Origin of the sequence: Pseudobacteroides cellulosolvens ATCC 35603 = DSM 2933 (assembly GCF_001262605.1) — a bacterium.
GTDB lineage: Bacteria > Bacillota > Clostridia > Acetivibrionales > DSM-2933 > Pseudobacteroides > Pseudobacteroides cellulosolvens.
Genome location: NZ_LGTC01000001.1, coordinates 3,690,673 through 3,707,450, shown reverse-complemented (window position 1 = coordinate 3,707,450; position 16,778 = coordinate 3,690,673). Strand labels below are relative to the sequence as shown.

At 34.1% G+C, this 16,778-nt stretch carries 16 protein-coding genes; 15 read left to right on the top strand and 1 reads right to left on the bottom strand.

Translation table 11 applies throughout. The annotated features are described in order from the left end of the window. Nucleotide 1: 1 nt before the first annotated feature. The 14 genes from Bccel_RS15125 to Bccel_RS15060 all read left to right on the top strand — a co-directional run bounded on the left by Bccel_RS15125 (nt 2) and on the right by Bccel_RS15060 (nt 13,728). On the top strand, nt 2-1,066 hold the full coding sequence (locus Bccel_RS15125) for a hypothetical protein (protein ID WP_036942050.1): 1,065 nt from the start codon (nt 2-4) through the stop codon (nt 1,064-1,066). Nucleotides 1,067-1,117: 51 nt separating this feature from the next. Further along, entirely contained in the window at nt 1,118-2,575 is a 1,458-nt protein-coding gene (locus Bccel_RS15120) for an AMP-binding protein (protein WP_036942047.1), read from the top strand. A gap of 278 nt (nt 2,576-2,853) precedes the next feature. Continuing rightward, nucleotides 2,854-3,642, top strand: coding sequence for a uracil-DNA glycosylase family protein (locus Bccel_RS15115; protein WP_036942044.1), 789 nt, complete (start codon nt 2,854-2,856; stop codon nt 3,640-3,642). 428 nt (nt 3,643-4,070) lie between these two features. Then, on the top strand, nt 4,071-5,234 hold the full coding sequence (locus Bccel_RS15110; protein WP_036942042.1) for an ABC transporter substrate-binding protein: 1,164 nt from the start codon (nt 4,071-4,073) through the stop codon (nt 5,232-5,234). A 131-nt stretch (nt 5,235-5,365) separates the two neighbouring features. Continuing rightward, a complete protein-coding gene (locus Bccel_RS15105; protein WP_036942039.1) occupies nt 5,366-6,247 on the top strand; it encodes a branched-chain amino acid ABC transporter permease in 882 nt (293 codons plus the stop codon). 11 nt (nt 6,248-6,258) lie between these two features. Beyond that, nucleotides 6,259-7,209 carry a branched-chain amino acid ABC transporter permease gene (locus Bccel_RS15100; RefSeq protein WP_242853124.1) on the top strand — a complete coding sequence of 317 codons (951 nt, stop codon included), beginning with the start codon at nt 6,259-6,261 and terminating at the stop codon, nt 7,207-7,209. Nucleotides 7,210-7,218: 9 nt separating this feature from the next. Continuing rightward, nucleotides 7,219-7,998, top strand: coding sequence for an ABC transporter ATP-binding protein (locus Bccel_RS15095; protein ID WP_036942036.1), 780 nt, complete (start codon nt 7,219-7,221; stop codon nt 7,996-7,998). Then, nucleotides 7,998-8,702 carry an ABC transporter ATP-binding protein gene (locus Bccel_RS15090; protein WP_036942033.1) on the top strand — a complete coding sequence of 235 codons (705 nt, stop codon included), beginning with the start codon at nt 7,998-8,000 and terminating at the stop codon, nt 8,700-8,702. Before Bccel_RS15095 ends, Bccel_RS15090 begins: the two co-directional genes overlap by 1 nt. Before the next feature lie 4 nt (nt 8,703-8,706). Continuing rightward, on the top strand, nt 8,707-9,354 hold the full coding sequence (locus Bccel_RS15085) for a CBS and ACT domain-containing protein (protein ID WP_036942030.1): 648 nt from the start codon (nt 8,707-8,709) through the stop codon (nt 9,352-9,354). Between the two features lie 282 nt (nt 9,355-9,636). Further along, nucleotides 9,637-9,843 carry a DNA-directed RNA polymerase subunit omega gene (gene rpoZ, locus Bccel_RS15080; RefSeq protein WP_036942027.1) on the top strand — a complete coding sequence of 69 codons (207 nt, stop codon included), beginning with the start codon at nt 9,637-9,639 and terminating at the stop codon, nt 9,841-9,843. A 322-nt stretch (nt 9,844-10,165) separates the two neighbouring features. Beyond that, nucleotides 10,166-11,431 (top strand): DEAD/DEAH box helicase, encoded by a 1,266-nt coding sequence (locus Bccel_RS15075; protein ID WP_050753502.1) that lies wholly within the window; start codon nt 10,166-10,168, stop codon nt 11,429-11,431. 279 nt (nt 11,432-11,710) lie between these two features. Beyond that, on the top strand, nt 11,711-12,241 hold the full coding sequence (gene infC, locus Bccel_RS15070) for a translation initiation factor IF-3 (protein WP_036942025.1): 531 nt from the start codon (nt 11,711-11,713) through the stop codon (nt 12,239-12,241). 13 nt (nt 12,242-12,254) lie between these two features. Further along, nucleotides 12,255-13,343, top strand: coding sequence for an NAD(P)H-dependent flavin oxidoreductase (locus Bccel_RS15065; RefSeq protein WP_036942022.1), 1,089 nt, complete (start codon nt 12,255-12,257; stop codon nt 13,341-13,343). A gap of 184 nt (nt 13,344-13,527) precedes the next feature. After that, nucleotides 13,528-13,728 (top strand): zinc-ribbon domain-containing protein, encoded by a 201-nt coding sequence (locus Bccel_RS15060; protein ID WP_036942020.1) that lies wholly within the window; start codon nt 13,528-13,530, stop codon nt 13,726-13,728. A gap of 52 nt (nt 13,729-13,780) precedes the next feature. On the opposite strand, the gene Bccel_RS15055 is transcribed toward Bccel_RS15060, so the two are convergent. Beyond that, the gene (locus tag Bccel_RS15055; RefSeq protein ID WP_050753501.1) at nt 13,781-15,139 is read right to left on the bottom strand and encodes a sensor histidine kinase; all 1,359 of its coding nucleotides are present in this window, start codon (nt 15,137-15,139) and stop codon (nt 13,781-13,783) included. Between the two features lie 280 nt (nt 15,140-15,419). On the opposite strand from Bccel_RS15055, the gene Bccel_RS15050 reads away from it, so the two are divergent. Further along, entirely contained in the window at nt 15,420-16,523 is a 1,104-nt protein-coding gene (locus Bccel_RS15050; protein ID WP_050753500.1) for a phosphodiester glycosidase family protein, read from the top strand. Nucleotides 16,524-16,778 lie beyond the last annotated feature (255 nt).

Genomic DNA, 16,778 nt, shown 5'->3' with positions numbered 1-16,778 from the left:
CATGGAAATAATATGGTTTGATGATGAAGAAAAATATATTAGAGATTTCCTTACTTTACCTAAAAAGTTATATGGAAAAAGGGATCTTATGCAAAATAAAAGCGAGGAGCATAAACTTCTAACAGGAAAGCATGTTCTTAATAAATACTTTAAATTGTATAAGATGTGTGCATATAAAAATGGAGAAATAGCCGGAAGGCTTGCATTGACAAAATATCCTGACGACAGCATTGCATACATAGGTTTTTTTGAATGTATAGATGATATAAAGTGTGCAAGTGAAATGTTTGCAGCTGCAGATAAATTAGCTAAAGATAACGGTATGCCTAAAATGGTTGGACCTGTAGATGCCAGCTTTTGGATTAAATATAGATTGAAAGTAAATCTTTTTGAGCGTCCGCCATACACATCTGAACCCTATAACAAGGATTATTATTTGAAGCTGTTTATAGAGAGTGGTTTTGCAATTGAAGAAAGCTATGTTTCAAATATATACAGGAAACTTCCCAAAAAGGGGTTTGAAGTAACCAAGTTCAAAGAAAGATATAAGGAATTTTCCGAGAAAGGCTATGAAATAATATCCCCCAATAAAAAAACATGGGATAAAGCAATAGGTGAAGTTTACAAACTCATTATGAAACTGTACAGTAATTTTCCAATATTTAAACATTTAAGTGAAGATGACTTTAAGGAAATTTATTCATCTTATAAAATGATACTAGATATGTCTATGGTTAAAATCGCGTATTATGAGGGTGAGGCTGTAGGATTTTTTATCAGTATGCCCAATTATGGAAACAGGCTGTATGGAAAGATTAATCTGCCCACTTTATTATATATATTAGCGAAGAGAAGAAAATGCTCCGATTATGTTCTTTTGTATATGGGCGTTGATAATAAGCATAAAGGCTTGGGAAAAGCCATGACACAGGTTATTATGGATAATCTTCAAATAAAACAGGCTTCTTCTATAGGAGCACTTATTAAAAAGGGTAAAATTGTTGAACAGTATGTAGAAGAAGCAAGGGAAGACCAGTATGAATATGTATTGTTAAGTAAGGTATGATTAAAGAATACCGGAAGTTATTTCTTTAACATTCTGAATGGGAGATGAAATATGAACAGGACGATTCAGGGAATTTTAAAGGAAGATTATAAAAAGTGGAAAGACAGAGAATATATTTTCACAAGAGTAGATGATATATATAAGGCAAAAACCTTTGGACAAACAATATATGATGTATTAGCGTTTGCAGAAGTGCTTTTGTCTTTTGGACTTCAAAATGAAAACATAGCAGTGTATGGAGAAAACTCCTACGAATGGATGGTATCCGACCTTGCAATAATGGGGTATGTTGGAGCAAACGTTGCTATTGATAAGGAGTGGAAGGAATATTCAGTAGATGATGCAATTAGAAGGACCAATGTGAAGTGCGTTATATACTCAAAAGGTAAAAAAGATATAATAGGTAATTTGAAACCTAAGTATGACATAATTTATATATACATGCAGGAGGATTTCGCGGAGCTTTTGGCAAAAGGGTACCAACTGCTTAAAAATAAACAGGATATATTTGATTTTGATGAGAGAGAATATGATAAAATGTGCAAGATTGTTTTTTCTTCCGGAACTACAGGTATACCTAAGGCGTCCATGCTTACTCAGCGAAATATTCTGTGCGGATGGGACAATCTGTATAAAAGGGCACCTATGATCGATACTGATATATGCTATTTGTTTTTGCCGCTGCACCACACTTATGCGGGACTTTGTAATTTTTTGTTTTCCACTATTTCGGGTATGCAGATATATTTATGCTCGGATACGCGAAAAATGGGGGAGGAACTCCAAATTGTAAAGCCTACGGTTTTTTGTGCGGTTCCCCTTATATATGAACGCTTTTACAAGATTGCTGTCCTAACCGGACAGGATTTAAAGACATTGTTTGGCGGTAACATCAAGTATATGTTTTCGGGAGGAGCCTATTTTGATGAGGATATTCGCAGCGAATACAAAAAGTCAGGCCTTAATATGATGGAAGCCTATGCACTTTCTGAAACATCTTCCATTTTTAGCATCCAATACAGCAACAGCATAAATGTCAAATCTGTGGGAACTATATTTGAAAATATAGTTGTAAAAGTTATAAATCCTGATGAAAACGGATGTGGTGAGTTAGCGGTTAAAGGGGATAATGTGTGCCTTGGTTACTATGGAAATGAAAAGGCAACAAAAGAGGCATTTGATAAAGACGGTTATTTTCATACAGGAGATTTGGGGTATATAGATGAAAATAACGAATTGTATTTGACAGGACGTAAAAAACGAATGATACTGACCGGAAACGGTGAAAATGTAGATCCGAAGGAAATTGAACATTTAATACACCAAAATGCTGAAATTGCTAAAGTAAAGGTGTATGAAGATGGAGGAATAATAAAAGCTACGATATATGTTTGGGACGATGTTGACTTAAATTCTGTTATTGAAAATGTAAATAAATTATTGCCAAAATACAAACAAGTAAAAGAATTTAATATGATAAGGGATTCAATAGATACCAGGTTAAAGTGAGGTTCGGAAGATGGTTCAAGAGCTCTAACCCCGAAACCTCACCTGTGGTTTTGTTTTTATTCAAATGATTAAACTTGGATGAGAAATAGAATTTTGTTAAACTTGTTTTTGTGCTTATCTGTTAATCTTTTCTATAAAGGTGCCGATAAAATATGTACTTCGATATATTATGTGCCACATTGTAAAATAGGAGCAAATAACACTTTTCATGCAGTTGTTTTTTATAACTGTGGCAAAAAAACATATTAAAATTCATAAGGAAACTAGGGGTAGTTAAAATGATAAAAGAGGCAAGGGAGTTACTTCTTAATATTGCAAGGTGCCAAAATGTAGAGTTATACTATAAGCATAGCAAATGTGTTTGTTCGGAAATTATTAAGACACAAAATAGAAAAAAAGAAAAATTTGTATTACCAGAGCCATGGAATGGGAATCTAGAAACAGCGAAAGTCCTTGTTATAAGTTCAAACCCCTCATTTTCGGATAATGAGATTTTTCCCAAGATGGATTGGCATGACGAAAAAATAATTGATTTTTTTAATAATAGATTCAGTAGTAATTATACTTATATAAGTAAATATAATAGGGTTAGTATAATTAATTTAGATGGTACTCATGGAAAAGCAGAACCTTTCTGGGGTTATATAAGAAACAGGATAGCAGAATTGCTATACAATAATTGCAGTAAATTAGTAAAGCATGGAGAAGACTATTGCTTGACAGAGATCGTGCATTGTAAATCAAAAAACGAGAATGGATTAAATTGTTTAACTATATCTGAGTGCTATAATAAATATTTTAACAAAATTATAAGTCTGTCTAATTGTAAGGTTGTGATTATTGTAGGGAATAAGGCGTTTAAAACGTTGATTACTTCAGGAATTAAGATTAGTGAAGCATTATTAGGAGAAGATGATAAAAAAATCTATTCTGAGGAAGTTGAATTGGAAAATGGCAATAAAAAATTATTTACTTATTTAGATGCACCTGCTTCAGGAAAACCATTAAAAAGTTTCAACAAATTTCCGAAGGAAGAATTGGAAAAGATAAAAAATATTTTACTATAAATATATTTGTGAAAGCATCTATATAAGCTGTTTTACTGGTTATCCTATTGATAATTCTGTTTTTATATAATACAAAAGGCATGTGCTTCTATGGCTTAAATCAAAAGCCATAGAAGCACATGCCTTTTTCACATTTTATATTTTTATCACTCTAAACCATGTTTGTTTGCTTGGTGTTTGGGTAATTATACTATAATAAATGCCAGTTGCTTAAGTACCATATTAACTATTTCTCAAATGCTTTTCTACATTAGCTTAAAATGGTTGCATGTACAATATTTAAACAGTTATTTTGTAGTTTTTTTCGTATATAATGAAATATACTATTAAGTATTATTAAAACCATTAAACTGTATTTAGGGCTTGATTTTGTATTAGTGGCAAAACTAGGATTTGGTTATCTGGTGAAATTATAGGAGGTAAACAAGATGGTAAAAACAAGAGTTTTGACAAGTATTTTAGCTGTTGTAATGACTACATTAGTACTTTTTACAGGATGTGCTCAAACATCGGAATCACAAAATGAAATTAAAATCGGTTTAAATTATGAACTGTCAGGTGCGGCTGCATCATATGGTCAGGATACACTTAACGGTGTGCTTATGGCTATAGATGAAATTAATGCTGCAGGAGGAGTATTGGGCAAAAAAATAACTTATGTGAAGCTGGACAATAAAACAGATCCGGCTGAATCCACAAGTGTAGCAACAAGGCTTGCAACTAAGGAAAATGTATCTATAATATTAGGACCTGCTACAACAGGTGCAACAAAAGCATCTATTCCTGTTGCAGATAAGAATAAAGTGCCTCTGATATCTGCTTCTGCAACTGCCGACGATGTCACTGTTGATGCAAAAGGTGTTAAGGAATATGCATACAGAATATGCTTTAATGACTCGTTTCAGGGAACTGTAATGGCAAACTTCGCATCGAAAAATCTTAATGCGAAAAATGCAGTAGTCCTCATGGATAATTCAAGTGACTATGGAAAAGGACTGGCAAAAAACTTTACAGATACTTTTGCAAAGAATGGCGGGACCATAGCAGCTCAGGAAGCATTTGTAAAAGATGAAAAGGATTTTAGTGCTATTCTTACAAAGATCAAGGATAAAAACTTTGATATTTTGCTTATTGCAGGCTACTATAACGAGGCTGGGCTTATCATTAAGCAGGCTAGGGCTTTGGGAATAGATAAACCGGTACTTGGAGGAGATGGTCTTGATTCTCCTGTCTTAGGTGAATTAGCTGGAAAAACTGCTTTAAACAAGGTTTATTTTTCAAACCATTATTCCTCACTTGATAAAGATCCTGTGATTGTTAAGTTTATGGAAGAATTTAAAAATAAGAACAACAAAGATCCAAATGCTTTCAACGCCCTTGGATATGACCTTGGATATTTTGCTGCTGATGCTATTAAAAGAGCTAACTCATCTGAGCCAGGTAAAATAAAGGAGGCGCTTGACAACACGACAGATTTCAAAGGTGTTACAGGAAAGTTCAGTATTGACAAAAACCATAACCCTGTAAAAACTGCAGTGGTTATAGAACTAAAAGACGGGGTGCAATCTTCGTCTGTAAAAGTTGAACCATAAAAAATATAATATCTCTTATTTTAAATTGTTTATTTGGAAATATAAGAATTAAGTGGGAAGATAGTTCTCTCACATAATTCTTATATGGCTGTTTGATGATATAAAAATTTTAAAGGGGGAGAGTGAGGAATGTGACAGAATTTTTACAGCAAATAGTAAACGGATTATCACTCGGCAGTATATATGCATTGATTGCCTTGGGATACACAATGGTGTATGGAATTATAAAACTTATAAATTTTGCTCATGGCGACATCTATATGATTGGGGCATATGTTGGATTTATTTGTATAACAAGTATAGGGTTTGGATTTTTACCCGCTCTTATTATTGCGATGATTTTTTGTGCCATGTTGGGCGTAATTATAGAAAAAGTAGCATATAAACCCCTGAGAAATTTTTCAAGGATATCAGCATTGATTACTGCCATAGGCATATCATTACTCCTGGAATATGTAGTCATGTTTTTTGCAAAAGCGGATGTTAGAGCATTTCCGGCAGTTTTGCCGGAAACGAGCAGGGAACTTTTTATGGGGGTAAAAATCACAGATAAGCAAAGTATTCTGCTTTTTATAACAATATTTTTAATGGTGCTTTTACAGTTTATTGTAAGAAAAACAATGATGGGAAAAGCAATGAGAGCAGTTTCCATGGATAAGGATGCTGCACAGCTTATGGGAATTAATGTGGATAGGACTATTTCCTTTACCTTTATACTTGGTTCTTCACTTGCAGGAGCAGCGGGTGTTTTAGTTGGTGCTTTTTACAACTCTATTGACCCTTTTATGGGAATAATGCCTGGACTTAAAGCCTTTGTTGCTGCGGTGCTTGGCGGTATAGGAATAATTCCGGGGGCACTGGTTGGCGGTTTTTCAATTGGAGTTATAGAGACACTGATAAGCGGATATGGAAACTCATTATATAAAGACGCAGTTGCCTTTGCAATACTGATTTTAGTTCTTTTAATTAAACCCTCTGGACTATTTGGCAAGAATATCCGTGAGAAAGTGTAGGTGAGGCAGAATTGAATAAAATATTTAATGTAAAGAATATAAAAACTGCTGCAGGTGTTATTGGACTTTATGGTGCAGTACAGCTTCTGATAATGTTTAATATTTTGAGTGATTATTACCAAATCACCATTGCACTAATCTGCATTAATATAATACTGGCAGTCAGCCTTAATTTGATCACAGGTTTTACTGGACAGTTTTCTCTGGGACATGCAGGATTTATGTCAATAGGTGCATACTCTAGTGCTCTTATTACAATTAATATGACTCAGGAATATTCATTCTTTATTGGTATTGCTGCAGGTGCTCTTTTTGCAGCTGTTGTAGGACTTCTAATTGGAATACCTACGTTAAGGCTGAAGGGAGATTATCTGGCAATAGCAACATTGGGAATGGGAGAGATTATTAAAATTATAGTATTGAATTTAGGCTTTACAGGTGGAGCAGCAGGCCTTAGCGGTATACCTCAATACACCAACTGGACATGGCTTTTTATATTTACAGCAGGCACAGTAATAATAGTAAAGAATTTTATTGATTCATCCCATGGAAGAGCATGCAAATCTATTAGGGAGGATGAAATAGCCTCAGAAGCTATGGGGATTAACACAACAAAATATAAAGTGCTTGCTTTTGTAATAGGAGCATTTTGTGCAGGTATTGCAGGTGCGTTGTATTCCAGCTATTTTTACTTTATAAAACCTGATATGTTCGGTTTTTTAAGGTCAATTGATATACTTGTAATAGTTGTTATTGGCGGAATGGGAAGTATTAGGGGTTCAATAATATCTGCTATACTTTTAGCTGTTGTATCCCTTTATCTGCAGGATTTTCCTGAGATCAGAATGATTTTATACTCATTGATACTTGTAATAGTCATGATTGCAAGAGAGAAATTCAAGAATAAAAAAATAAAATTCAACGGCTTTCCATGGAAAAAGCCTGAGAAGATGGGGACGTGAGGTGACATGATGGCAATACTAACAGTTAAAAATCTTACAAAATCATTTGGAGGCTTAACTGCAGTTTCCAATGTCAATATGGAGCTCCAGAAAGGTGAACTGGTGGGCCTTATTGGACCTAATGGTGCAGGGAAGACTACTTTCTTCAATCTTCTTACAGGGGTATATGAACCAAGTTCTGGTAGTGTTGAGCTTGACAATGGAGAAAAGGCTAAAAAGATAAGTGGGTTAAAGCCTAATGCCATTACCAATATGGGAGTTGCCAGAACATTTCAGAATATAAGGCTTTTTAAGGATTTGAGTGTAATGGATAATATCCGTATTGCTATTCACAAAAATGTTAAATACGGCGTTATATCTTCTTTTTTCAGGCTGCCTTCGTTTTACAGGGAGGAAAAAGAAATAGCTGAGGAAGCAGAGAAACTCCTCAAAATATTTGGACTTGAATCTAAAAAGGATGAACTTTCCAAAAATCTCCCCTATGGGGAACAAAGAAGGCTTGAAATAGCAAGGGCACTTGCTACCAAACCAACAGTTCTACTACTGGATGAGCCGGCTGCAGGAATGAATCCCAATGAGACTTTAGAACTTACAGATTTGATAGAATGGATAAGGAAGGAATTTAAGCTTACAATACTTCTTATTGAGCATGATATGTCATTGGTTATGAAGATATGTGAAAGAATCTATGTTTTAGATTACGGCATGATAATAGCAAATGGTAAACCCCAAGAGATAAAAAGCAACAAGAGAGTAATTGAGGCTTACCTGGGGGAGGAGGTTTCCTGATGCTTGAAATAAAAAATCTGGATGTTTATTATGGAGTAATCCATGCACTTAAGGATATATCTATACAGGTAAATGAAGGTGAAATTGTAACGCTTATTGGTGCAAACGGTGCAGGTAAGACTACAACACTAAGGACCATATCAGGACTTATAAAACCTAAGAATGGAACAATATTATTTAATGGTGAGAATATCAAAGATATAAATGCACAGGAGATAGTTAAAAAGGGTCTTTCCCACGTACCGGAAGGAAGGCATGTTTTTTCGGATATGACTGTTCTGGAAAATTTAGAGCTGGGTGCTTATTTAAGAAGAGATAAAAAGAATATAAAGGAAGATATGGCAAAGGTGTATTCCAGGTTTCCGATACTGGAGAAGAGGCTTAAGCAAAATGCCGGTACATTAAGCGGAGGTGAGCAGCAAATGCTTGCAATTGGAAGGGCTTTAATGTCAAGGCCAAAACTCTTGCTTATGGATGAACCGTCCATGGGATTGGCACCTCTTTTGGTAAAAGAGATATTTTCTATCATTGAGGATATAAACAAACAGGGAACTACCATTCTTCTTGTTGAGCAAAATGCACACATGGCACTTTCCATAGCTCACAGAGCTTACGTTCTTGAAACCGGAACCATAGTGCTTAAAGGAACCGGAAAAGAATTAGCTCAGAGTGAAGAAATAAAAAAAGCATATTTGGGAGGTTGATTTTATGTATGTAAAAAGCAAGATGACTTCCAACCCGTATACCATATCCCCTGATGCAACTATAGCTGAGGCTCTGGAATTAATGAGGCATAATGGAATAAGAAAGTTGCCGGTAGTAAAGGGTGAGGAATTGGTTGGTATTGTTACTGAACGTGAAATGCTGGAAGTTTCGCCTTCAAAGGCTACTACACTAAGTGTTTTTGAGGTGAACTATCTTTTGGGAAAAACTAAAGTATCCCAGGTGATGACAAAAGATGTAGTAACAATAACAGCTGACTCACTTTTAGAAGAGGCGGCTCTGTTGATGAGGGATAACAACATAAGTACACTCCCAGTATTAGTAGGAGAAAAGCTTTGTGGAATTATAACCGAAACCGATATATTTAATGCATTTATTGAATTAATGGGTTTTAGTGATATAGGTGCCAGAATTGCCGTTGAGGCTCAAGATTCCCCGGGTATCCTTGCCGACATCACCCATGTTATAAAAGAATACGGTGTTAATATAACGCATATTGCAATCTATGGGGGAGAGTCGGGCTCCAGCGATGTTGTAATAAGGGTAAATACCCAAAATACTGATGAGATGGTTAAAACCCTTGAAAATCACGGGTATAAGGTTATTTCCGTTTTGAAGAACAATCCGGTTTAAGTGTCTAAAAACTAAACTTATAATTTTAATTTTAAAATAAAACAGACAAATTCGTTAATTAATGATATAATAAGATGATTACAAAAATAGGAAGTGTGCTTCTCGTTTTGGGTAGTGGTCTTATAATCTGACTATTACTCATTAATACTTATGTATTGCGAAGAGTGGATTACTTTGTTAATCCACTCTTTTATTTATATCTAGGGAATTATGGTGTGTTCTGTGCCGATAACTACCAAGATGTCTGAAGTTAGTTTTATAAATTAGAGAGGATGATAAATAATGATTGATCCATCAATGAGTTCGTTGCTTGAGAAGGTTGACAGCAGATATACCTTATGTATCCTAGCGGGTAAAAGAGCAAGGCAATTGACAGACGGTGCACATAAGTGTACAAAGTGTAGTTCCAATAAAACTGTAACTATCGCAGTTAATGAGATAAGTGAGGATAAGATAACCTACGTAAGGACAAAAGTTGGGATTAAGTAGTATTTATAGAATAAAAATCTTTAAAATGATATTGGGTAATTTGCGTTATTTCGTAATAAAAGTGGACACAATTTACTAAGGACTGATAAAAAAATTGCTTCCGATTTTGAGCATGGACCATCGGAGCTTTGCTGCTTGGCAGGGGTACGATAGATGTAAATAATAAAATGAGAAAGGCGGTAGTTTGATGTCATTTAAAAACCCAGATAGGCTAAAGAAAAAGAAGAATATTGTTAAGAAAATTACCAGAAAGTCAAAGGTCACAGGAAAACCTAATTCGGGTAAGAAGCCATAATATAGTTAAGAAGATAGAGGAGAAAAAATGTCATTTGATAAATTAAATCTTATTTCGCCAATTCAAGAGGCATTAAAGATAGAAGGATATACAAAACCTACTGAAATACAGATGCAAGCTATTGCGCCACTGCTTGAAGGAAAAGACTTGCTTGGATGTGCTCAGACTGGCACTGGGAAGACAGCAGCATTTGCTATTCCAATATTGCAGAATCTTTCCAAATTGCAAATAGATAAAAAAGATCCAAAAACTATTAAGGCATTAATATTAACTCCGACACGTGAGCTGGCACTTCAAGTTGGAGATAGTTTTACTGCTTATGGACGAAATTTAGGTCTAAAAATTGGTGTTATATTTGGTGGAGTGTCACAAAATCCTCAGACAGACATGCTAAAGCAAGGGATAGACATTCTTATTGCAACTCCGGGTAGGTTGCTTGATCTGATGAACCAGAAATATATAAACTTGCATCATATAAAATTTTTTGTACTTGATGAAGCAGATCGGATGCTGGACATGGGGCTTGTAGCTGATGTGAAAAGAATCATATCACACTTGCCTAGAATAAGGCAGACAATGTTATTCTCAGCAACAATGCCAAGAGAAATATCAAAGTTGGTAGATTCTATTTTAACAGATCCTGTAAAGGTAGCGGTTACCCCTATTTCATCTACAGTTGATATTATTGAGCAGGCAGTATATTTTGTCGAGAAAAAACAAAAGAAGTTTCTGCTTATTCACTTGTTAAAGGATAAATCAATTACATCTGCACTTGTGTTTTCACGAACAAGACATGGAGCAGATAAAATCGTAAAAGATCTTACAAAGGCAGGGATACGGGTCCAAGCTATTCATGGGAATAAATCACAGATGGCAAGGCAACAGGCCTTAAGTAATTTCAAGGCTAAAAAGACAAGGGTTTTAGTAGCCACAGATATAGCTGCGAGAGGTATCGATGTGGAAGAATTGTCTCATGTAATTAATTTTGACCTACCTAATATACCTGAGACATATGTTCATAGGATTGGGCGTACAGGAAGAGCGGGATTAGGAGGGGTTGCACTTTCATTTTGTGATAGAGATGAAAAACCCTACTTAAAAGATATCCAAAAACTGATATCCAAGACTATACCTGTAATCCAAGATCATCCCTATCCTTTAAGCTCAGCAGCAGAGGAGAATAAGGACATAATAAAGAAAACTGAGGTTGCAAAAAGCAGTAAGTCTTGTTACTTCAGAAAAGAAAAGCGTAAGGAAACAGGTAGAAAACTGATTGCCCAAAGAGGAAGATAACTGTAGCATTATAATGAGTCATATAAAATATGGTAGTATAAACAATAATTAACGGAATATATTTAAAAATAAGTTACACAATTTCACCTAGCAATGATATAATAAGGTGATAACAAAAATAGGAAGAGTGTGCTTCTCGTTTTGGATAATGGTTTTGTTTACAGCTTAACTATAATTCGATTAATACTTAATTGTTGCGAAGAGTGGATTACTTTGTTTATCCACTTTTTGGTTTTATAAGGACATAAATAAACACACATATAAGTTTAAAAAATATTAATGGAGGTGTTTTATATTAGAAAAAATGAATTGCCAATGAATGATGAGATTAGAGACAGAGAGGTTCGACTTATTGATGATGATGGGGCTATGCTAGGAGTTATGGCGTCAATGGATGCACAAAAACTGGCGATTTCAAAGAACCTGGATCTTGTAAAAATAGTACCAAACGCTGTACCGCCAGTATGCAAAATCATGGATTATGGCAAATGTATGTATGAAAAGACCAAGAAAGATAAGGAAGCAAGGAAAAATCAGAAGGTCGTTTCAATTAAGGAAGTAAGGGTGTCTGCAAAAATTGAAGAACATGATTTTGATTTTAAAGCAAAAAGTGCATATAAATTCTTACAAGATGGTAATAAGGTAAAAGTCAGCATAAGATTTCGAGGCAGGGAAATGCGATTTACAGTAGCGGGCAAAGAGGTGCTTCAAAAATTTGCTGATGCAGTTATAGACGTTGGAACCATCGAAAAGCAACCCATGCTGGAAGGAAAAAATATGATAATGATATTGAATCCTAAAAAACAATAAGGAGAATTTATATATGTACCATTGGGGAGGAAAGAGCTTAAAAATAGGTAACTTGACAGCGAGGCTGCCAATTATTCAAGGTGGAATGGGAATTGGGGTCTCGTTGAGCGGACTTGCATCAGCAGTTGCAAATGAAGGCGGTATAGGTGTTATCTCAACGGCTGCTGTTGGGATGATGGAAACTGACTTTTCAACTAACTATCTTGAGGCAAATATAAGGGCACTTAGAAAAGAAATAAGGAAGGCTCGAGAGTTAACTAAAGGAATTATAGGTGTAAATATCATGGTAGCCCTGTCAAACTTTGCAGATATGGCTAAAACGGCTATAGAGGAAGGTGTCGATATAATATTCTCTGGAGCTGGGCTGCCGCTTAATCTCCCTTCATTTTTAAAAGAGACAAAGGACACAAAACTTGTTCCAATTGTTTCTTCAGCAAGAGCTGCAAGTATCATTGCCAAAAAGTGGCTGGAAAAATATAAATATGCTCCTGATGCTATTGTTGTTGAAGGGCCTCTGGCAGGAGGGCACCTGGGATTTAAAATTGAGCAAATCAAAGATCCGGATTTTAAACTGGAAAAACTGGTGTCTGAAGTGATCATTGAAGCTAAAAATATTGAAGACAAGGCAGCCAAGCCAATTCCTGTAATAGCTGCAGGCGGCATATATACTGGTGAAGATATATATAAATTTATTCACCTTGGAGCTTCAGGTGTGCAGATGGCAACACGCTTTGTTACTACTGTAGAGTGTGATGCTTCCTTAGAATTTAAAAATACCTATATTGAATGTTCAGAAAATGATATTGGAATCATAAAGAGTCCTGTAGGTATGCCTGGAAGAGCAATAAAAAATGAGTTTTTATATGATGTAGAAGCAGGAAGTAAAAAACCATATAAATGTCCATATCATTGTATTTCCACTTGTAAATATGAATCGAGTCCCTATTGTATAGCTCTTGCATTAATAAATGCAAAAAGAGGAAAGATGAAATATGGATTTGCTTTTGCAGGTGAAAATGCTTATAGGGCTGAAAATATTGTTTCTGTTGAGGAATTAGTAAAATCTCTTGTTGAAGAATATAATAGTTCTATAAAAACTTGATGCTTTAGAATATAATGTTATCGAATGCATATAAATGTCTTGAAAGTTTTTTGGAACTATGTTATACTAATGAAGTAAATTACTATATAAAATGGATTATTTATTGAATACAACTCTCCTGAATTCTTTGGAGCGGGTAGTTAGGAAATTATATGATCCAAATAATTGAGGAGGTATAGTAAATATGGCAGATAAAGTTTTAGGTTGCAAAGATTGTAATACAGAATTCATTTTTAGCGAAAGTGAACAGGCTTTTTATAAAGAAAAGGGATTCGATAATGAACCACAAAGATGCCCTGACTGCAGAAGAGCAAGAAAGCAGCAGAGAAGCAACAATAATAGAGGCGGTTTTGGTGGAAATAGAAGCTTTGGGAATAGATGGTGATGATAAGGAGAGTTAAACTCTCCTTTAATTTATGTAATGAATGATTAGAATTTTAATTGTTCATTACTACTTGCCCTGATAATGGCAATATAATATTAAAGCATGTTCCTTTACCTTCTTGAGATTCAAACCATAAATCTCCTCCAAAGCGTTTGATTGTAGAAAATGACATATATAGTCCCAGGCCTGTACCCTCAGTACCTTTGGTTGTAACCATCTCTTTAAATAACTTTTCCTGAATACTCTTACTTATACCACCGGCAGAATCTTTTACCGTTATCATAATATCTTTTTCCACTTTTTTAATATCCAGATTAATAACACCTTCCAGACCTTTATATGCTTCTACTGAATTTGTAATTAAATTATTTAATACCTGAATTAAAACATTCATATCACCACTAATAACCAAATCACTTTCAATATAATTATTGATTAATAGCTGACAACCTTTATTTCTTGCAACATTTAATAATAGTATTTCTATGTCTTTTACCAAATCATTTAATTTGAAATCATTTTCCTTAGGATTATTTAAACTTAAAGTTTGTCCTCTAACTGCAGATATAATATCGTTCATATATTTACATTGTGGCTTTACTTTTTGAATCCATTCGATCATTTCATCAGCAATTTCACTATGGTCATCTTTCGTAACTGTTTCATCGAAAATTGAATCCTTATATTCATTTATAAGGTCTTCCAACTTAACTGTTATGCCAGATATAACCATTATTGGAGTTTTTAAATTATGAGAGATACCTCCAATCAATTGTCCTAGTCCTGCTAGTTTATCTGAGTGAATTAACTTGTCTTGAGTTAACTTCAATTCCTTCATGTTTTCTTCAAGCTTATCATGCAGCATTTTTAATTTTTTATTCTGCTCCTCATAATTTACAATCAATTTAACACCTAAAGAAAGAATTATACCATTAATGAATAATAAACCCACAAAAGAGGTAAATTGGTCAGAACTTAATGCTGGGAAAAAAGTAACTGGAGATATTAAATACATTGCTAAATTCAGAATTACTGCTATAGATGTAGTAAATAAAAGATATATGTAATCAGCGCATATCATGGCTGACACTAAAATTGTGAATGAAACATAAGTATTATCAATGGAACCATGCTGAAAATATGTTGTTACAGGTAAGGATAAATATGCAAATGTTGAGTATAAATACTTCTTTTTACTTGTGGGTATTATTTTTGAACAGTATATAAATATTGTAATACCCATATCTAAGAGCATCAATGTAGAGGTGACTGTTTTGCCTTTTAATCCCATGTCTGCAAATAATGATATTATTAATGAAAATATATACGAACCAATAACTAATAGAAATAAATAAAAATTACCTTTCTTTTGTATTTCATGCAGGGATGAATTGTCATTAATATATTTCATATTTACTTATCTCCGCTTAAATTTATTTTTTGTTACGTATATATTTATTTGTCAAAGGATTAATGTCAATTTTCCTGATATATATATCGTCAATTTGAAAAGAAACCTTTATGTTGTAGCTGTTAGTATTTACCACAATACGACAAAAAAACTATAAATAATTGTTATTTATATAAAGAATAATTAAACCTTATCACAAAGAGCATGAAAGGAGGGATTATAAAAAAGCAAGACAATTATTTGTAAAATATTAATATTTTAAAAGGGGGAAGTGTATAGTATGAATACGAAAAAAATATTGATTTTGGCACTTATATGCAGCATTATTGCTACATGTTTTGTGCAAACCAGTGTGCTGTCAAATGCATCTACTCCACCGGGAGATTTGAGTAATGACGGCATAATAAACATGTCCGATGTAATTTTACTTGCAGGGGTGTTTAGTTCATACAGAGGAGATTCAAAGTATGTTGAATTATATGATTTGAGTAATGATGGCGTAATAAACATGTCTGATGTCATTATTCTTGCAGGCAACTTCAATAAAACTGCAACTTCTGCAACATCAATAGTAAAACCAACTTCAACTCCAACCATAAAATCGACTCCCACTCCAATTCCAACAGTGAGTACAACTGCTCAAGTTGATGATTGGAATTACAAAAGTGCAACAACAAATATTAGTATCAAAAAAGTTCAAACGGGTACAGGCAGCTCTATGATAACATACTTTATAGCAGATGTTAAATTAAGTGGTGATTCAACAATCTTATCTGCATTTGCAAAAAATACCTTTGGAAAAAATATTACTGAAACAACTTCAAAGATGGCTAAGGATAACAATGCAATTTTTGCAGTTAATGGTAACTACTACGGTTTCAGAAATGATGGTATAGAAATAAGAAATGGTAAATTATACAGAAATGTTCCTGTTAGAGACTGTCTCATTTTATATAAAAACGGATTGATGGAAACAGCAAATGAAAAAAATATATCAACAACTACCTTACTGTCTAATGGAGCACTTCAGGTAGTATCATTTGGACCTATCCTGGTTAAGTCTGGAACTGCATTGACAACTTTTGTAAATATGCCTTCTGATCAAGGAGCAACATATCTTTTACCGGCACACCCACGTACTGGAATAGGTATGGTAGAACCTAATCACTTTATATTTATAGTTGTTGATGGAAGATCACCACGCTATAGTGCAGGTATGACAATGATAGATTTTGCTAAATTATTTCAAGACTTGGGATGTAAAGAAGCATATAATCTTGACGGGGGATTATCATCAACTATGTACTTTAATGGAAGAGTAGTAAATATGCCCGGTGGTAGTACTACAGAGCGTGCAATAAGCGATATATTGTATGTGAAATAATAACTGATTCTTTTGATAAATCTGAAAGGACAGATCGAATTTCTGATTTGTCCTTTATAGTTCTCGTCATACACGATAGCTTGGCAATGAAAGTTAAAGTTAAATAAAATAAACAAGTATTGATAACTAACGCGTGTTAGTGCTATGATATAAAGTAATAAGAGATATTTTTTGACTTAAAAAATTAAGAGCTTAATTGTTCCTTAACAAGTATTGCAATTTTATATTGTAACAATAAATATAATAATGGGTGGT

What these genes read in the sequence shown, in the direction of transcription:
- Bccel_RS15125 (WP_036942050.1), top strand. Translation starts at nt 2, where the DNA reads ATGGAAATAATATGGTTTGATGATGAAGAAAAATATATTAGAGATTTC.
- Bccel_RS15120 (WP_036942047.1), top strand. Translation starts at nt 1,118, where the DNA reads ATGAACAGGACGATTCAGGGAATTTTAAAGGAAGATTATAAAAAGTGG.
- Bccel_RS15115 (WP_036942044.1), top strand. Translation starts at nt 2,854, where the DNA reads ATGATAAAAGAGGCAAGGGAGTTACTTCTTAATATTGCAAGGTGCCAA.
- Bccel_RS15110 (WP_036942042.1), top strand. Translation starts at nt 4,071, where the DNA reads ATGGTAAAAACAAGAGTTTTGACAAGTATTTTAGCTGTTGTAATGACT.
- Bccel_RS15095 (WP_036942036.1), top strand. Translation starts at nt 7,219, where the DNA reads ATGGCAATACTAACAGTTAAAAATCTTACAAAATCATTTGGAGGCTTA.
- Bccel_RS15090 (WP_036942033.1), top strand. Translation starts at nt 7,998, where the DNA reads ATGCTTGAAATAAAAAATCTGGATGTTTATTATGGAGTAATCCATGCA.
- Bccel_RS15085 (WP_036942030.1), top strand. Translation starts at nt 8,707, where the DNA reads ATGTATGTAAAAAGCAAGATGACTTCCAACCCGTATACCATATCCCCT.
- rpoZ (WP_036942027.1), top strand. Translation starts at nt 9,637, where the DNA reads ATGATTGATCCATCAATGAGTTCGTTGCTTGAGAAGGTTGACAGCAGA.
- Bccel_RS15075 (WP_050753502.1), top strand. Translation starts at nt 10,166, where the DNA reads ATGTCATTTGATAAATTAAATCTTATTTCGCCAATTCAAGAGGCATTA.
- infC (WP_036942025.1), top strand. Translation starts at nt 11,711, where the DNA reads ATGGAGGTGTTTTATATTAGAAAAAATGAATTGCCAATGAATGATGAG.
- Bccel_RS15065 (WP_036942022.1), top strand. Translation starts at nt 12,255, where the DNA reads ATGTACCATTGGGGAGGAAAGAGCTTAAAAATAGGTAACTTGACAGCG.
- Bccel_RS15060 (WP_036942020.1), top strand. Translation starts at nt 13,528, where the DNA reads ATGGCAGATAAAGTTTTAGGTTGCAAAGATTGTAATACAGAATTCATT.
- Bccel_RS15055 (WP_050753501.1), bottom strand. Translation starts at nt 15,139, where the DNA reads ATGAAATATATTAATGACAATTCATCCCTGCATGAAATACAAAAGAAA.
- Bccel_RS15050 (WP_050753500.1), top strand. Translation starts at nt 15,420, where the DNA reads ATGAATACGAAAAAAATATTGATTTTGGCACTTATATGCAGCATTATT.